This window comes from Coprobacter fastidiosus (assembly GCF_982245605.1).
Genome location: NZ_CEVCIF010000014.1, coordinates 16,920 through 32,593, shown reverse-complemented (window position 1 = coordinate 32,593; position 15,674 = coordinate 16,920). Strand labels below are relative to the sequence as shown.

Sequence of the window (15,674 nt, the reverse complement as noted above, 5' to 3'; positions counted from 1 at the left end):
ACGATCATGAAAATATTAGTTGCAACAGATAAACCGTTCGCAGCTGTTGCTGTAAACGGAATCAAAGATGTAGTAGAAAGTGCCGGTATCGAATTAGCTTTACTCGAAAAATACGGAGAAAAAAGTAAATTATTGGACGCTGTTAAAGACGTTGACGGCTTAATTGTCCGTAGTGATATTATCGATGCAGAAGTTCTCAATGCCGCCAAACAATTAAAAGTCGTTGTCCGTGCCGGAGCAGGATATGACAATATCGACCTTGCAACAGCAACTGCCAACGGAGTTTGTGTAATGAATACTCCCGGACAAAATTCAAACGCAGTAGCCGAATTAGTATTCGGGATGACAGTTATGATGGCCCGGAATCTGTATAACGGAACATCAGGAACAGAGTTAAAAGGTAAAAAATTAGGTATTCACGCATTTGGTCAGGTAGGTCGCAACGTTGCACGCATTGCGAAAGGTTTCGGAATGGAAGTTTTCGCTTTTGACCCTTATTGCCCGGCATCAGTGATGGAAGCAGAGGGAGTAAAACCGATTACAGACATCAATGAACTTTACTCAACCTGTCAATATGTATCATTGCATATTCCGGCAACCAATGAAACTAAAAAATCGATCAATTATGCTCTTCTGAAACAAATGCCCAAAGGCGCTATGCTCATTAATACAGCACGCAAGGAAGTCATAAATGAAGAAGAATTAGTGCAAATAATGGATGAACGTCCGGATTTCCGTTACGTATCGGACATTACACCTGATAATGCATCTGTGTTCGCAGAAAAATTTACAGGACGCTATTTCTTCACTCCGAAGAAAATGGGTGCTCAAACAGCCGAAGCCAACATCAACGCAGGAATCGCCGCAGCAAAACAATCGGTAGGATTTTTGAAAGAGGGTATAGACAAGTTTAAAGTAAACAAATAAACATATTTTTACGTTTATAACAAAGCGTTAAGATGACAAAGAAATCTAAATTCCTCTGTCATCTTAACGCTTTATCCGTTCTAAATATTATTTTCGCATATATTTTAAAATCTATAATATGGCTCAAATAAAACCGTTTAAAGGAATAAGACCACCCCAAAAATTTGTAGAAGAGGTAGCATCCCGCCCCTATGACGTATTGAATTCGGAAGAAGCTCGAACCGAAGCTGCGGGAAATGAAAAATCACTCTATCACATTATTAAACCCGAAATAGATTTTCCTTCCGGAACAGATGAACATGATGAGCGTGTATATGCAAAAGCAGCCGAAAATTTTCAAAAATTTCAAGATAAAGGCTGGCTGATACAGGACGAAAAAGAAAATTATTACATTTATGCACAAACCATGAACGGGAAAACTCAATATGGTCTCGTCGTGGGAGCTTATGTTCCGGATTATATGAACGGCATTATCAAAAAACACGAACTGACTCGCCGGGATAAAGAAGAAGACCGGATGAAGCATGTTCGTGTAAATAACGCCAACATCGAACCGGTATTTTTTGCTTATCCGGATAATAAAATATTAGACATGATCATAAAGAAATATACAGATCAAAAACCTGTATATGATTTTATAGCACCAGGGGACGGATTCGGGCATACATTCTGGATAGTCGATGATGAAAACGACATCTCTACCATTACGGCAGAATTCGCAAAAATGCCGGCACTATATATCGCAGACGGACATCATCGCTCGGCAGCAGCAGCGTTGGTCGGTGCGGAAAAGGCAAAACAAAATCCAAATCATAAAGGAGACGAAGAATACAACTATTTCATGGCCGTATGTTTCCCTGCCAACCAACTTACGATCATCGATTATAATCGCGTCGTAAAAGACCTCAACGGATTAACAGCCGAACAATTTCTGTCTGCATTACATCAGAATTTTATTGTGGAAGAAAAAGGATACGAGATATACAAACCTTCTGCTTTACATAATTTCTCTCTTTATCTTGCAGGCAAATGGTATAGTCTTACGGCAAAGCCGGGAACTTATGACGATAATGATCCGATCGGAGTTCTTGACGTAACGATTTCATCCAATCTCATATTAAACGAAATTTTAGGGATTAAAGATCTCCGGTCTGATAAACGTATCGATTTTGTAGGAGGAATCCGCGGATTAGGAGAACTGAAAAAACGAGTGGATAGCGGAGAAATGCAGGTGGCTTTAGCCCTTTATCCTGTATCAATGAAACAATTAATGGACATTGCCGACTCCGGAAATATCATGCCTCCCAAAACGACATGGTTCGAGCCCAAGCTCCGATCTGGACTTATAATCCACAAGTTAGATTAATTCTTATTCCGAAATATATAGAAGCAATCTGGAACTTTTGACATTAAAACGATTATTAAAGTTCCAGATTCCTAAAAAAAGACAAAAAATACGTATGTGATGCAGCTATCAAATAGAGAAAAACATCTATTTGATAGTTGTTCGCAATAAATTACGCGAACCGAATGAATGAAACGCAACTTATAGAAGGTTGTAAACAGCATAATCCGAAAGCTCAAAAAGCTTTATATGATACCTATGCACGGAAAATGATGTCGGTATGCCTGCGTTACGGAAGTAACCGGGAAACGGCTGAGGATCTGTTGCAAGAGGGTTTTATCAAGGTTTTTTCTGCAATCGGATCTTTTGAAGGAAGCGGATCTTTTGAAGGTTGGATGAGACGTATTTTTGTAAATACGGCATTAGAATATCTCCGTAAAAATGATATTCTGAAAGAGTCGGTTGAAATCGACAATACGGAAGTTTTACAAGAGGTAGATTATTCGGCCATAGAACGAATATCGGCAGACGAGTTAATGGAACTGATAGCGGAGCTTCCCCCGGGATTTCGGACGGTTTTCAATATGTTTGTCATAGAAGGCTACTCCCATAAAGAAATAGGAGATGCCTTAGGTATCACAGAAAGTACATCTCGTTCCCAATTGACCCGAGCCAAACGGCTGTTACAAAAAAAATTAGAAGAATTATAATAGATAATTGAAAAATAAAAAGGTTTATGCCTTGTAAAACAGAGAAAGATGAACAATAAAGATTTTGAACATCTTATACAGGAAAAATTAAAAGACCACGAAACAGAGGTTCCTGTAGGTTTATGGGAATCTATCGAAAAAGAACTGCCTCGTAAAAAAGTCTTTTCTTTACCTGTATTTATCAGATACGCAGCAGCATGTATCATTGTTGCCGTATGCTCTGTTACCGCTTATCTGTTTTTAGAACAATCGGATAAGATACAAATTGTTCAAAACCGACATTCTGCCATTCCTCAACAACAACCTCCTAAAACAGAAGAACCGAATATACAAGAAGCTAAGGTTTCCCTGCCACACAAGCCCCTGATCACTCAGTCTAAAACGACTACTGAAAAAGAAAAAAATGTTCAGAAAGAATTATCAGAGAATGTGGTGATAAATGAATTTATTACACAACAACCGAATAATCAGGGGAAAGAGGAAAAACTGAGCAAGACTTTTCCTTCTGTTGTAAAAAAAGCAAATAACGAACAGAAAAGACATCCGGATAACATTTCCGAAGAAGAATACAATCGTAAACTAAAAGAATTTGAACAAGCAGGTCAAAAAGAGGTCTTGACAGAAACCAATTTCAATTCCCAAAAAAGAAACGGTTTTTCTCTCGGATTATTGGCTGCGAATGCTCTTCCGGGATCAAAAAATACGAATAACCAACCTCTGACAAGAAGTTCTTCGATTATGGGAGATGAGCTTAGTTTATTCTCGACTCCCGAACCGTTAAAGTTCACACACAAGACACCCATATCTGTCGGCTTGACTATTGAAAAACATCTCGGTAAGCATTGGGGAATCGAAAGTGGTATAGTCTATACACTATTACGTTCAGACTACAAAACTCAATCATTAAGTCAAGAAGGAAAACAAGAATTACATTACATAGGTATACCTTTACAAGCGATATATCGCTTTGCCCGTGCCGGGAATTTTTCATTCTATGCTGCGGCAGGGCCTAAAATAGATTTCAATGTCAGCGGGCGCAGGACCGAAACTGCCAGAAACGGTATTGCATCCAGTAACGGGACAGAAGATATTCGAGATAAAAAACCGCAGTGGTCATTGCAACTCAGAGCCGGAGCAGCTTATGCATTTATTCCTCAATTAGAATTATATGCAGAACCATCAATGGCATATTACATTAATAATAAAAGCGATATTCCCGATTTATGGAAAGATAAACCCTTGAATTTCATTTTTCAAGTAGGTTTAAGAACAAACTTTTAACAGGAGTTTTTTGAGTTTTCAATAAAAAAGATCTTATACACACAAAATAAACGACAAAATAAATATGAACAAATTCTTAAAAACAGTTGGAATTACATTTACAGTTTTATCTCTGATATTATTAACCGGATGTATCGGTGATAACGGCAATACGACACAATCTTCAGGGATAGGGACTATACAGATTTCAAGCGGAGTTCCTTGCATTAATTTAGATAATCTGAATGCAAAAATTACAGGAAACGGTATCAGCGCAGAAGATCGGGGCAAACGCATCTACTGCGGTTATCTGATAGACTGGGATAATCAACCGGATTCTCCTATAATACAAGCCGAGTTGAGTGACATTTCTATATGGGAAATAGAGGAATACACCCGATCTTCGGAAATAACCATTCAAGATAGCGATCCTTTGATCAATATCGCTAATCTTTCTATTACGATGGAAGTTAATGATTATGGAGACAACATTATTACATTCAGAACTTTAACTTATAAAACCGCAGAAGGGGGAACAGCATCTTCTTTGAAACTGGTAGAAAAGCTACCGGCTGAAGGAGAAGAAATTGATGCTAAAACTAAAACCGTCATGCTCATTTATGATGAAGGGACTATAAATCAAGATGCAACTGAAGCGGCATGGAGATCATTCTATATTCCTAAAGAGGCCGGAATAACCAAACTCGTATTCCAATTTAAAAGCTCACAAAAACCTAACGGAGTCTTTTCTGTAAAAGACGATGAAGGTAAAGTGATTGAGAATGCTTATTATACAGAATTATCTTATTCTACAGGTACGGAATCAACAACCACAGAATAAAGCACATAATTTCCATAACTTCCATAAAGTCACCCTGCAAAATTTTGGTTTTGCAGGGTGACTTGTTAAGAAAAGCGGAATGATTATACTTCTTTAGAGCTTACATAAAATCTATTCGGATCAGATTTAAGAGTTTCTTTCAATCAAGTATAGTTTGTTACCTTTGCAAGGTGACAACAGCTATCCGACAAACGAAAACAGACCGAAATAAAACACTCAAATGACCTGATAATATCTTTCGGGAAAATTTAGAATAATCACTCTGTTTTTTGTTTTTGCAAAAGGTCTCTGATCTGTGTTAAAACCTGAACTTCTTCTGAAGGGGCTGGAGGTGTAGCCGGTTTTTCTTCTTTTTGCCGAGAAGTAAACTTCGCCATTAACTTAATCATGCAAAAAATAGCAAACGCTATAATCAGAAAATCGACACTTGCTTGAATAAAATTTCCATAATTCAGCTCTACAGCAGGAGTTACTACCTCTCCTGCAGCATTGACCTCAGCAGCATGTAACGTCAACTTCAAATCCGTAAAATTAATACCCCCGATCAATAAACCGACCACCGGCATAATTACATCAGAAACCGCAGACGATACAATTTTACCAAATGCACCACCGATAATGATACCGACAGCCATATCGACCACATTACCACGCATAGCAAACTGCTTAAAATCATTTACAAATTTCATTTTCATATTTTATCAAATTAGTATTATAAAAATCTTTCAAAATTTCAAGAACTCCGAAAATATCAATAAAACAAATATACAGATTATTCATAACATTGTTTATAAACCACTTATATTAAATTAAAGTTCATTTTTAATTTATTTTCCGATTTTAATCAAATTATAGCAATAAAACCAAACCTTTTTTCTACTTTTGTACGAAACAAAAGGGGTGCCCTAAAAGGCTGAGATTATACCCTATGAACCTGACGGATAATGCCGGCGTAGGAATTTGTTCATAGCATATATTATAAACTACATAGGGTCCTGCCTCTTTTGAGTTAAAACAAAACTCAAATCTAATTAGTTGAGCAAAGATGATTTATTATCCGAAATGTCTGACTATTGCAGGATCTGACAGTGGCGGCGGAGCCGGAATACAAGCCGATCTAAAAACCATGTCGGCAATTGGAGTGTACGGGATGTCTGTCATTACAGCTATTACTGCACAAAATACTTGTGGCGTAAAAGCTATACAGCCCATCGATTCTGATATTGTAACGGCACAATTAGAAGCAGTTCTGAGCGATATTGGAACAGATTCTATAAAAATAGGAATGTTACACTCCGTCAATATCATAAAAGCGGTCATTGAAATTTTGGACAAATATACCCCTCGTTATGTCGTCTTCGATCCGGTAATGGTATCGACAAGCGGGCATAAATTGATCGAAGATAATACCATCGATACTATTCGAGAAACAATGTTTTCCCGATCGACAATTATCACTCCTAATCTTGATGAAGCCTCACTATTAAGCAATATACCAATCTCGGAAGAGAAAGACATGTATAAAGCCGGGAAAAAATTATTGGAGAAAGGTTGCCACGCAGTTTTAATGAAAGGCGGGCATCTAAAAAGTAAGATAATGACCGATTTGTTACTTACAGCAGATGGAGAAGAATATATCTTTAAAGCTGAGAATATAACAACATCCAATACTCACGGAACTGGATGTACCCTATCCTCGGCTATAGCTTCTTATCTGGCATTGGGTCATTCCTTATCCGATTCGGTAAAATTAGCAAAGCAGTTTGTTACTTCAGCCATAAAAACCGGCAGTAAAGTTACAACCGGCAAGGGACATGGTCCATTAAATCACTTTTTTGCCCCACAGCCCTTGCATATCCTAAAAAAGGAAGAAGACACATTCCACTGAACTCACAACAACAAAACAAATAGTAACAACCTAGACTTGAAATTAAACAAAACAGTGTATGAAAGTATTTTTGAATCACCAAGAAATCTGTGTAGGAAGCAGGGTCACACTACGAGATCTACTCGCGGGTCAGAGCATCACGTCAGACGGAGTAGCAGTAGCTGTCAATAACCGAATTATCAGTAAAGAAGATTGGCCTGATACCTTCTTAGCCAACGGCGATAAAGTTACGGTAATTCGGGCTACGTGTGGAGGCTGATTCGGTTCAGTTCCTTAAAATACGATTAATCTGAAGTTCGGTTCTCATTAGAAGAACCGAACTTTCCAAAAGATGCACACTACATGAAATTAGTAGGAATTACTCGACCGACTTTCTTTAAAGGAGAAGCAGACGCCATAACACTTTTGTTAGAGGGGGGACTCGATTTATTACATATACGTAAACCGGGTTCTTTGTCCGAAAATATTGCATCTCTATTGTCTGATATACCACCTCATCTGTATTCACAAATCGTTATTCACGATCATTTCGATTTAATCGAATCCTTTCCTTTAAAAGGCATTCATTTGAACAAACGCAATCCTGTATGTCCATCAATACACACAGGGTCGGTAAGCCGATCATGCCATTCAATAGAAGAACTCGATCATATCGAAGATATAGACTACTGCTTCCTCAGTCCCATATTCGACAGTATTTCCAAAAAAGGATACTTATCTGCTTTTTCTAAAGAAGAACTCGCTGATGCATCACGTAAAGGAATTATCAATTCAAAGGTCTATGCATTAGGAGGAATAACTCCCGAACATATTCCATTACTGCAAGAATTCGGTTTCGGAGGCGTTGCCGTACTCGGTTATTTATGGGAAGACATAACGCTACATACTTTACAACATCGAATAAACATCTTAAAAAATTCAATCTGCTAACAAATCTGTTTATGTTACAATTCATTACCCATAGCAACGAAAAATACGATTATCTGACATCTGCAATCGAAGCCTTAAAAGGAGGATGCCACTGGATACAACTCCGAATGAAAAATATACCGGAACAGACCGTTATAGCAACAGCTCTACAACTAAAAGAATATTGTCGAAAATATAATGCAAAATTGATTCTCGATGATCATGTACAAGCGACATTGAAAACCGGAGCAGACGGAGTGCATTTAGGGAAAAACGATATGTCCCCATCTGATGCCAGAAAAATATTAGGGAACGGATATATTATCGGTGGAACAGCCAATACGCTCGATGATATCGAACGGCTAATAAAAGAAGGAGTCGATTATATCGGGTTAGGACCTTTTCGCTATACAGAAACAAAAAAAAATCTGAGCCCTATTTTAGGGATCGACGGTTATAAAAAAATACTTATGGCTTGTAAAGAAAAAGGGTATACAATACCCATCGTTGCGATAGGCGGAATTACCAAAAATGACATTCCTGAAATCATGTCAACCGGAGTCACAGGCATTGCTTTATCAGGAAGCATTCTGCGAGCAGAAAATCCTCAAGTCGAAACTCAATTGATTATAAATCTTATAAACAAGTATAACAATGAATAAATTAGTAATCGGAGGCAGGGAATTCAACTCCCGTCTTTTTGTAGGTACAGGCAAATTCAGTTCTAATCCGTTAATGGAAAAAGCGATCATCGCTTCAGGATCAGAGATGGTGACCGTTGCCATGAAACGTGTTGATATGCAAAATCCGGAAGATGATATCTTAGTCCATATCAATCGAGATCATATACAATTACTTCCGAATACATCGGGAGTCCGTGATGCAGAGGAGGCAGTACTTGCTGCACAATTAGCAAGAGAAGCATTCGGAACTAATTTTATAAAATTAGAAATACATCCCGATCCGAAATATTTATTACCAGACCCCATAGAAACACTGAAAGCAACCGAGGTGTTAGCGAAAATGGGGTTTGTCGTATTGCCTTACATTCAAGCCGATCCGGTACTATGCAAACGGTTAGAAGAAGCAGGTGCTGCTACTGTGATGCCTTTAGGTGCTCCTATCGGAACGAACAAAGGCATCATTACCCGGGATCTCATTGAAATTATCATAGAGCAAAGCAATATCCCTGTCGTTATAGATGCAGGTATCGGAGCTCCGTCACATGCTGCAGAAGCTATGGAAATGGGTGCAGATGCCGTACTCGTAAATACGGCAATCGCAATCGCAGGAAATCCTGAGCAAATGGCTTTAGCTTTCAAACAAGCCGTAGAAGCCGGACGGTTAGCTTATGAATCAGGACTCGGAGCTCAAAGACGTCATGCCGAAGCAAGCAGCCCCCTCACCTCTTTTCTAGATTAATTCACCTGATAAATAAAATACACGATATGAAACCTAAAAACGACATGAAAAATAGTTATCCGGGATCTGAAAAAATCTATGTACCCGGAAAATTATATAACATCCAGGTAGGCATGCGGAAAGTAAATTTGACCGATACGGTAAAAATCATTGACGGAAAACGGATCACAAGGCATAATGACCCCGTATATATTTACGATACCAGCGGAGCTTATACCGATCCGAAAATAGAAATAGATTTGGAAAAAGGATTGCCACGCTTGCGGGAATCATGGATTACAGGACGTAATGATGTCGAACGTCTTTCCGAAATTACATCCCAATACGGACGTTCCCGCACGGCAGATAAATCTTTAGATCCGATTCGTTTCAAAAATGTACAACTGCCCTATCGTGCCAAAAAAGGGAAAGAAATTACTCAGATGTACTATGCCAAAAAAGGAATTATTACCCCGGAAATGGAATATGTGGCTATCCGAGAAAATCTACAAAACGAGATGCTTGGTATAAAAAGCCATATTACTCCGGAATTTGTCAGAGATGAAGTTGCCGCCGGACGGGCTATTATCCCTGCAAATATCAACCATCCCGAAGCCGAGCCGATGATTATCGGCAGAAATTTTTTAGTAAAACTAAATACGAATATCGGTAACTCGGCACTCTCTTCTGGTATTGAAGAAGAAGTCGACAAAGCGTTATGGAGTTGTCGCTGGGGAGGAGATACTTTAATGGATTTGTCTACCGGAGATAATATTCATGAGACACGAGAATGGATCATTCGCAATTGTCCTGTTCCGATGGGAACTGTTCCTATCTATCAAGCTCTCGAAAAAGTAAACGGAAAAGCCGAAGACCTCACATGGGAAATTTATAAGGACACTTTAATTGAACAATGCGAACAAGGTGTAGATTATTTCACTATACACGCAGGAGTATTAAAAGCTCATGCCGAACTTGTCGGAGAACGACTCACAGGAATCGTATCTCGTGGAGGTTCTATTATGACAAAATGGTGCATAAGTCATAATCAGGAAAATTTCCTATACACCCATTTCGACGAAATCTGTGAAATCGTGAAACAGTATGATGTTGCTTTGTCCTTAGGTGACGGCATGCGCCCTGGATCGATACATGATGCCAACGACAGGTCACAATTCCTCGAATTAGATGTACTTGGAGAATTAACCCAAAAAGCATGGGCTCATAATGTACAAGTCATTATCGAAGGTCCGGGACATGTTCCCATGCAAAAAATCAGAGAAAATATGGACAAGCAACTGACATCATGCCATGAAGCACCCTTTTACACGTTAGGACCGTTGACTACCGATATCGCTCCGGGATATGATCATATAACGTCTGCTATCGGAGCCGCGATGATCGCATGGTACGGTACAGCAATGATCTGCTATGTAACTCCTAAAGAACATTTAGGTCTCCCCAATCGCGAGGATGTACGTAATGGCGTTATCGCATATAAGATCGCAGCTCACGCAGCAGATATAGCCAAAGGTCATCCGGGTGCTCAGGTACGGGACGATGCTCTGAGCAAAGCCCGTTTCGAATTCCGCTGGAAAGACCAATTTAACCTTTCCTTAGATCCGGAAAGAGCATTAGAGTATTATAAAGAAGGCTCAAAAAATGACGGAGAATATTGCACGATGTGCGGTCCGAATTTTTGTGCCATGCGCATCAGTCAAAACTTAAACGACTGTACAAAATAAATATAAATGGAAAAAGTAACCGATTTTCGCCGATTGTTATCAGAGTCCTTGTCACGCAAGATTATCGATCAGATTGTCACTTCTGTTTCGCGCCGTCCACAAGAGTTTATTCCGTTAATACAATTAACTAAAGACAGCGAAATAAAAATTGCATGGCGAGCAACTTGGGCATGTGAAAAGTTATGTAAAATGTATCCTGAATGGTTCGTCCCCTATTACGAACAATTGATACAGGAACTCCCGGACTCTCCTCACGACGGAATAAAGCGGTTGCGACTGTCTATATTATATCAATTACCGGTAACGGGGGATTTCCCTGTTACCCTTTTCGATTATTGTATCAATCATATGCTATCTCCCGGTGAAAGCATTGCGGTACAGGCTCTTTGCATGAAATTAGCCTATAAATTGTGTATGCAAGAACAGGAGTTATTACGTGAACTAAAAGTTTATCTGGAGAATGCCGAACCGGAATATTATTCCGTTGGTGTACGATGTACCCGAAAAAACATTCTCAAAAGAATCAATTCATTGCATAAAAAAGAAAAATAAGTATATGTTATTTTCTGAAGAATTAGAAAAATATTCATGGGATGAGATCACACAACAGATCTATGCCAAAACAGATGCCGATGTAGAAAGAGCTTTAAATAAAAAGCATTTGCAAATAGACGATTTTATGGCGCTAATTTCTCCGGCAGCAGATAAATATCTTGAAAAAATGGCATTTCTAAGCCGCATGTACACCCAACAACGTTTCGGTAAAACGATACAAATGTATGTACCTTTATACATTACAAATTCCTGCACAAATCATTGTGTGTACTGCGGATTTCAACATGATAACCCGATAAAACGAGTCATATTGAAGGATGAAGAAATTGTCAACGAATGCAAGGCCATACGCAGAATCGGGCCATTTGAAAATTTATTGATAGTGACAGGAGAAAATCCCCGTGACGCAGGTGTCGATTATCTTGAAAACGCTTTACGGCTTGCCCGCCCTTATTTTTCGAATTTGACAATAGAAGTAATGCCTCTGAAAAGCGAAGAATACTATCGACTGACCCGATCAGGGTTAAATGGTGTGGTATGCTTTCAAGAAACTTACAACAAAGATCGTTATAAGGTATATCATCCCAAAGGAATGAAATCGAAATTCGAGTGGAGAGTAAACGGGTTTGACCGCATGGGGCAAGCAGGAGTCCATAAAATCGGAATGGGCGTATTGATCGGACTGGAAGATTGGCGTACCGACACGACTATGATGGCCATACATTTACAATATCTGAGAAAACACTACTGGAAAACGAAATATAGTGTAAATTTTCCGCGTATGCGTCCCTCTGAAGGACATTTCCAGCCGAATGTAGTAATGACCGACAGACAACTGGCTCAACTGATTTTTGCGTATCGCATTTTTGATCATGATGTCGATATATCGATTTCTACACGAGAAAGCCCCAACTTCAGGAACAATATTACGACTCTTGGTGTCACATCGATGAGCGCAGGGTCAAAAACCGAACCGGGTGGATATTTTACTTATCCTCAAGCTTTGGAACAATTCGCAGTCAGTGACGAAAGATCCCCCGAAGAGGTCGAAAAAGCGATCAAACAGCAGGGATATGAAGTTGTATGGAAAGACTGGGATGAGATATTCGATAGATAAATTAAACGAATATGGAACGCTATAGCCGTCAAATTATGCTTCCCGAAATCGGGAACGAAGGACAAAAGAAACTTTCTGAAGCATCGGTACTATTAGTGGGTGTAGGAGGATTGGGTTCTCCTATATCTCTTTATCTTACAGGAGCAGGAATAGGACGTATCGGATTAATCGATGCCGATGTTGTTTCAGAAAGTAATTTACAACGACAAGTGCTATACACCGAACAAGAAATAGGATTACCGAAAGTAGAATGTGCGAAACGTCGCCTTCAGGCTCTGTCAGGAAATATACAAATCGATACATATCAAGAGTTTTTTTCAGAAAAAAATGCGATGAGTTTAGTCGAGAAATATGATCTGGTTATAGACGGGTGCGATAACTTCGCTACACGTTATCTGATAAACGACTGTTGTGTTGCAGCAGGAAAGCCTTATATATACGGAACAATCGGAGAATTTTTCGGTCAAGCGTCCGTATTCAATTATCAAGGTGGTATGACTTATCGAGATCTTTACCCCGACGAACAAGAACTGACCTCTAAGCCCCGTACAATAAACGGTGTCATAGGTGTAGTCCCCGGTATTATCGGATGTATAGAGGCTTCGGAAACCATTAAAGTGATCACCGGATGCGGAAAACCGTTACGTAACCGGCTGTTTACAATAGATGTCCTTTCTATGCAATCTGAAATATTGGAATTTTGATATTCTTTCATACAAAAAATCATCCTGCTCCACTATTTGGAACGGGATGATTTTATTTTTATCTTCGCCTCGAATATACAAATTAGATTTTCTCCTCTATGAAAAAAATTTTTCTTTTTATTCTATTGTTTTTTTCTTCCTCCTTCTTTTCCACAAAGGCAGATGAAGGAATGTGGGTACTTCCTCTCTTAAACCAACAAAACATATCACAAATGAAAGGTCTCGGATTAGACATCTGTGCCGAAGACATTTACCATCCGGACTCCACATCTCTGAAAGATGCCGTTGTGATTTTCGGAAGAGGTTGTACCGGGGAAGTCATATCCCCCAACGGGTTGATTTTGACTAACCATCATTGCGGATATAGTTACATACAGCAACATAGTTCTGTTGACAACGATCTATTGACCAACGGGTTCTGGGCTAAAAACAGGGAAGAAGAACTCCCCAATCCCGGACTGACCGTCACATTTATCGACAAAATAGAAGATGTAACGGCTTATGTTCAAAACGAGATAAAAAAAGATACGTCAAAACAAGAACTGAATTATTTGTCTGCATCATATTTGAATAATCTTGCAGAAAAGAGAATCGGCAAAGATTTTTTAAAAAAACATCCGGGAATCGAAGTTACGATAAAACCGTTCTATGGCGGAAATCAATACTACATGTTCACCCAAAAAGTTTATTCGGATGTGCGAATGGTAGCAGCGCCACCTTCTTCTATCGGCAAATTCGGTGCAGATACGGACAATTGGATGTGGCCTCGTCATACAGGGGATTTTTCTATATTCAGAGTATATGCCGACAGTACGGGTAATCCAGCCCCGTATTCTGAAAAAAACATTCCCTTAAGACCTAAAAAATATTTCAATCTTTCGACACAAGGTATTCAAGAAAATGATTTTGTCATGCTCATGGGCTTTCCGGGACGCACTAATCATTACTATACTCCGGCCGAAGTCATCGAACGACGAGACATAGAAAATAGCATTCGAGTCGAGGTACGAGACCTTCGTCAACAATTAATGTTGGAAGAAATGTTGAAAGATCCGAAAATACGCATTCAATATTCCGGGAAATATGCCAATTCTACCAATAGCTATAAAAGCAGTAAAGGAATGAACAAAATGATAAACCAACAGCAACTTGTAGCTCTTAAGGAGAAAGAGCAACAACAGTTGTTGAAATGGAGCAAACAAAACGACAAACCGGAATATAAACAGGCCGCAGAAGATATAGCAACGATTGTCAATAACAGAGCCAATCTAAAAAAACGCATGCAATATCTCAATGAAGCTCTATTTATCGGCATTGAATTCAGTCGGGTTCCTACGCATCAAAGTTTAATTGAAAAAATGAAAAAATCCGGAAAGAAAATTTTTCCGGACTCGGCTATGCAGATCATAAATAAAGGGTACTCTAATTTCCGAAATAAAGATTACGCACCTGAAGTAGACAAGAAAATCGCAAAAGCATTATTGAAACTATATGCTGAAAAAATATCTCCGGAAGAGCGTCCGACATTCTTTAAAACAGTAGACAAAAAATATAACGGAAATATCGATAGGTATGTCGATGAATTATTTGAAAAATCGATATATGGTAATCCCTCTCAATATGAAAAATTCAAAAAACATCCATCCGTTAAGGTTTTAGAACAGGACTGCATGATCGCTTTTGCCCGATCAATACGAGATGAAGCAAAAAATATTTCAAAAGCGCTAAAGCAAGATGAGATAAAAATAGCTAATGCTCAACGCACCTACATCAAAGGTATTTTAGAAATGAACGGGGATAAACCCAATTATCCGGATGCAAATTTCACTATCCGGTTAACTTACGGAAACGTATCTCCGTTAAATCCGGCAGACGGAATTTCTTGTCGTTATTATACTACTTTAGATGGAGTTATGGAAAAGGAAGATCCCGACAACTGGGAATTCGTGGTGTCACCTCGTCTAAAAGAATTATACAAGAAAAAAGACTTCGGGAATTATAGTAGGATAGACGGTTCTATGCCTGTAAATTTTATTGCAAACACTCACACGACAGGAGGTAACTCGGGAAGTCCTGTAATGAACTCAAAAGGAGAGCTTGTCGGTATCGGATTCGACCGGAATTGGGAGGGTATAACCGGAGACATTCAATATCAAAAAACTTATCAACGCACCATTTGTACAGATATAAGATATATATTATTTATCATCGATAAATATGCAAATGCGTCCCACTTGATAGAAGAACTGAACATAATAAGATAAAGGTATCC

General features: G+C 38.9%; 16 protein-coding genes and 1 riboswitch. Of the genes, 15 read left to right on the top strand and 1 reads right to left on the bottom strand.

Annotated features, from left to right (window positions below):
• Window positions 1–6 precede the first annotated feature (6 nt).
• The 5 genes from AC0UMU_RS05250 (at window position 7) to AC0UMU_RS05230 (ending at window position 5,083) form a co-directional block, all read left to right on the top strand.
• Complete coding sequence (locus AC0UMU_RS05250) at window positions 7–927, top strand: NAD(P)-dependent oxidoreductase (protein WP_009319260.1); 921 nt, start codon at window positions 7–9, stop codon at window positions 925–927.
• 118 nt (window positions 928–1,045) lie between these two features.
• Window positions 1,046–2,293 (top strand): DUF1015 domain-containing protein, encoded by a 1,248-nt coding sequence (locus AC0UMU_RS05245; RefSeq protein ID WP_022390719.1) that lies wholly within the window; start codon window positions 1,046–1,048, stop codon window positions 2,291–2,293.
• 164 nt (window positions 2,294–2,457) lie between these two features.
• The gene (locus AC0UMU_RS05240) at window positions 2,458–2,982 is read left to right on the top strand and encodes an RNA polymerase sigma factor (RefSeq protein WP_009319258.1); all 525 of its coding nucleotides are present in this window, start codon (window positions 2,458–2,460) and stop codon (window positions 2,980–2,982) included.
• A 48-nt stretch (window positions 2,983–3,030) separates the two neighbouring features.
• Window positions 3,031–4,263, top strand: coding sequence for a porin family protein (locus tag AC0UMU_RS05235; RefSeq protein ID WP_270214542.1), 1,233 nt, complete (start codon window positions 3,031–3,033; stop codon window positions 4,261–4,263).
• 64 nt (window positions 4,264–4,327) lie between these two features.
• Window positions 4,328–5,083: a hypothetical protein gene (locus tag AC0UMU_RS05230; protein WP_022600910.1), complete on the top strand. Its 756-nt coding sequence runs from the start codon at window positions 4,328–4,330 to the stop codon at window positions 5,081–5,083.
• 257 nt (window positions 5,084–5,340) lie between these two features.
• Here AC0UMU_RS05230 and mscL read toward each other — a convergent pair whose 3' ends face one another.
• Window positions 5,341–5,778 carry a large-conductance mechanosensitive channel protein MscL gene (gene mscL / locus AC0UMU_RS05225; RefSeq protein WP_278714733.1) on the bottom strand — a complete coding sequence of 146 codons (438 nt, stop codon included), beginning with the start codon at window positions 5,776–5,778 and terminating at the stop codon, window positions 5,341–5,343.
• A 191-nt stretch (window positions 5,779–5,969) separates the two neighbouring features.
• A riboswitch (TPP riboswitch) is annotated at window positions 5,970–6,059 on the top strand.
• A gap of 69 nt (window positions 6,060–6,128) precedes the next feature.
• Between mscL and thiD the strand changes: the two genes are divergently transcribed.
• The 10 genes from thiD to AC0UMU_RS05175 all read left to right on the top strand — a co-directional run bounded on the left by thiD (window position 6,129) and on the right by AC0UMU_RS05175 (window position 15,666).
• Complete coding sequence (gene thiD / locus AC0UMU_RS05220; protein WP_278714734.1) at window positions 6,129–6,971, top strand: bifunctional hydroxymethylpyrimidine kinase/phosphomethylpyrimidine kinase; 843 nt, start codon at window positions 6,129–6,131, stop codon at window positions 6,969–6,971.
• 70 nt (window positions 6,972–7,041) lie between these two features.
• On the top strand, window positions 7,042–7,230 hold the full coding sequence (thiS, locus tag AC0UMU_RS05215; RefSeq protein ID WP_270214540.1) for a sulfur carrier protein ThiS: 189 nt from the start codon (window positions 7,042–7,044) through the stop codon (window positions 7,228–7,230).
• An 83-nt stretch (window positions 7,231–7,313) separates the two neighbouring features.
• Window positions 7,314–7,901 carry a thiamine phosphate synthase gene (locus tag AC0UMU_RS05210; protein WP_009319249.1) on the top strand — a complete coding sequence of 196 codons (588 nt, stop codon included), beginning with the start codon at window positions 7,314–7,316 and terminating at the stop codon, window positions 7,899–7,901.
• 11 nt (window positions 7,902–7,912) lie between these two features.
• Window positions 7,913–8,542 (top strand): thiamine phosphate synthase, encoded by a 630-nt coding sequence (locus AC0UMU_RS05205; RefSeq protein ID WP_122303578.1) that lies wholly within the window; start codon window positions 7,913–7,915, stop codon window positions 8,540–8,542.
• Window positions 8,535–9,302, top strand: a complete 768-nt coding sequence (locus AC0UMU_RS05200; RefSeq protein WP_278714735.1) for a thiazole synthase — start codon at window positions 8,535–8,537, stop codon at window positions 9,300–9,302. Before AC0UMU_RS05205 ends, AC0UMU_RS05200 begins: the two co-directional genes overlap by 8 nt.
• Window positions 9,303–9,328: 26 nt before the next feature.
• Window positions 9,329–11,026, top strand: coding sequence for a phosphomethylpyrimidine synthase ThiC (thiC, locus tag AC0UMU_RS05195; RefSeq protein ID WP_278714736.1), 1,698 nt, complete (start codon window positions 9,329–9,331; stop codon window positions 11,024–11,026).
• A gap of 6 nt (window positions 11,027–11,032) precedes the next feature.
• Window positions 11,033–11,578, top strand: a complete 546-nt coding sequence (locus tag AC0UMU_RS05190; protein ID WP_009319245.1) for a HEAT-like fold family protein — start codon at window positions 11,033–11,035, stop codon at window positions 11,576–11,578.
• A 4-nt stretch (window positions 11,579–11,582) separates the two neighbouring features.
• Entirely contained in the window at window positions 11,583–12,698 is a 1,116-nt protein-coding gene (thiH, locus tag AC0UMU_RS05185; protein ID WP_022389670.1) for a 2-iminoacetate synthase ThiH, read from the top strand.
• Between the two features lie 11 nt (window positions 12,699–12,709).
• A complete protein-coding gene (locus AC0UMU_RS05180) occupies window positions 12,710–13,402 on the top strand; it encodes a HesA/MoeB/ThiF family protein (protein WP_009319243.1) in 693 nt (230 codons plus the stop codon).
• Window positions 13,403–13,500: 98 nt separating this feature from the next.
• Window positions 13,501–15,666 (top strand): S46 family peptidase, encoded by a 2,166-nt coding sequence (locus tag AC0UMU_RS05175; RefSeq protein ID WP_278714737.1) that lies wholly within the window; start codon window positions 13,501–13,503, stop codon window positions 15,664–15,666.
• Window positions 15,667–15,674: the final 8 nt, after the last annotated feature.

Bases quoted from the DNA above. Each gene is read 5' to 3' on its own strand.
- AC0UMU_RS05250 (WP_009319260.1), top strand. From the start codon at position 7: ATGAAAATATTAGTTGCAACAGATAAACCGTTCGCAGCTGTTGCTGTA.
- AC0UMU_RS05245 (WP_022390719.1), top strand. From the start codon at position 1,046: ATGGCTCAAATAAAACCGTTTAAAGGAATAAGACCACCCCAAAAATTT.
- AC0UMU_RS05240 (WP_009319258.1), top strand. From the start codon at position 2,458: ATGAATGAAACGCAACTTATAGAAGGTTGTAAACAGCATAATCCGAAA.
- AC0UMU_RS05235 (WP_270214542.1), top strand. From the start codon at position 3,031: ATGAACAATAAAGATTTTGAACATCTTATACAGGAAAAATTAAAAGAC.
- AC0UMU_RS05230 (WP_022600910.1), top strand. From the start codon at position 4,328: ATGAACAAATTCTTAAAAACAGTTGGAATTACATTTACAGTTTTATCT.
- mscL (WP_278714733.1), bottom strand. From the start codon at position 5,778: ATGAAAATGAAATTTGTAAATGATTTTAAGCAGTTTGCTATGCGTGGT.
- thiD (WP_278714734.1), top strand. From the start codon at position 6,129: ATGATTTATTATCCGAAATGTCTGACTATTGCAGGATCTGACAGTGGC.
- AC0UMU_RS05210 (WP_009319249.1), top strand. From the start codon at position 7,314: ATGAAATTAGTAGGAATTACTCGACCGACTTTCTTTAAAGGAGAAGCA.
- AC0UMU_RS05205 (WP_122303578.1), top strand. From the start codon at position 7,913: ATGTTACAATTCATTACCCATAGCAACGAAAAATACGATTATCTGACA.
- AC0UMU_RS05200 (WP_278714735.1), top strand. From the start codon at position 8,535: ATGAATAAATTAGTAATCGGAGGCAGGGAATTCAACTCCCGTCTTTTT.
- thiC (WP_278714736.1), top strand. From the start codon at position 9,329: ATGAAACCTAAAAACGACATGAAAAATAGTTATCCGGGATCTGAAAAA.
- AC0UMU_RS05190 (WP_009319245.1), top strand. From the start codon at position 11,033: ATGGAAAAAGTAACCGATTTTCGCCGATTGTTATCAGAGTCCTTGTCA.
- thiH (WP_022389670.1), top strand. From the start codon at position 11,583: ATGTTATTTTCTGAAGAATTAGAAAAATATTCATGGGATGAGATCACA.
- AC0UMU_RS05180 (WP_009319243.1), top strand. From the start codon at position 12,710: ATGGAACGCTATAGCCGTCAAATTATGCTTCCCGAAATCGGGAACGAA.
- AC0UMU_RS05175 (WP_278714737.1), top strand. From the start codon at position 13,501: ATGAAAAAAATTTTTCTTTTTATTCTATTGTTTTTTTCTTCCTCCTTC.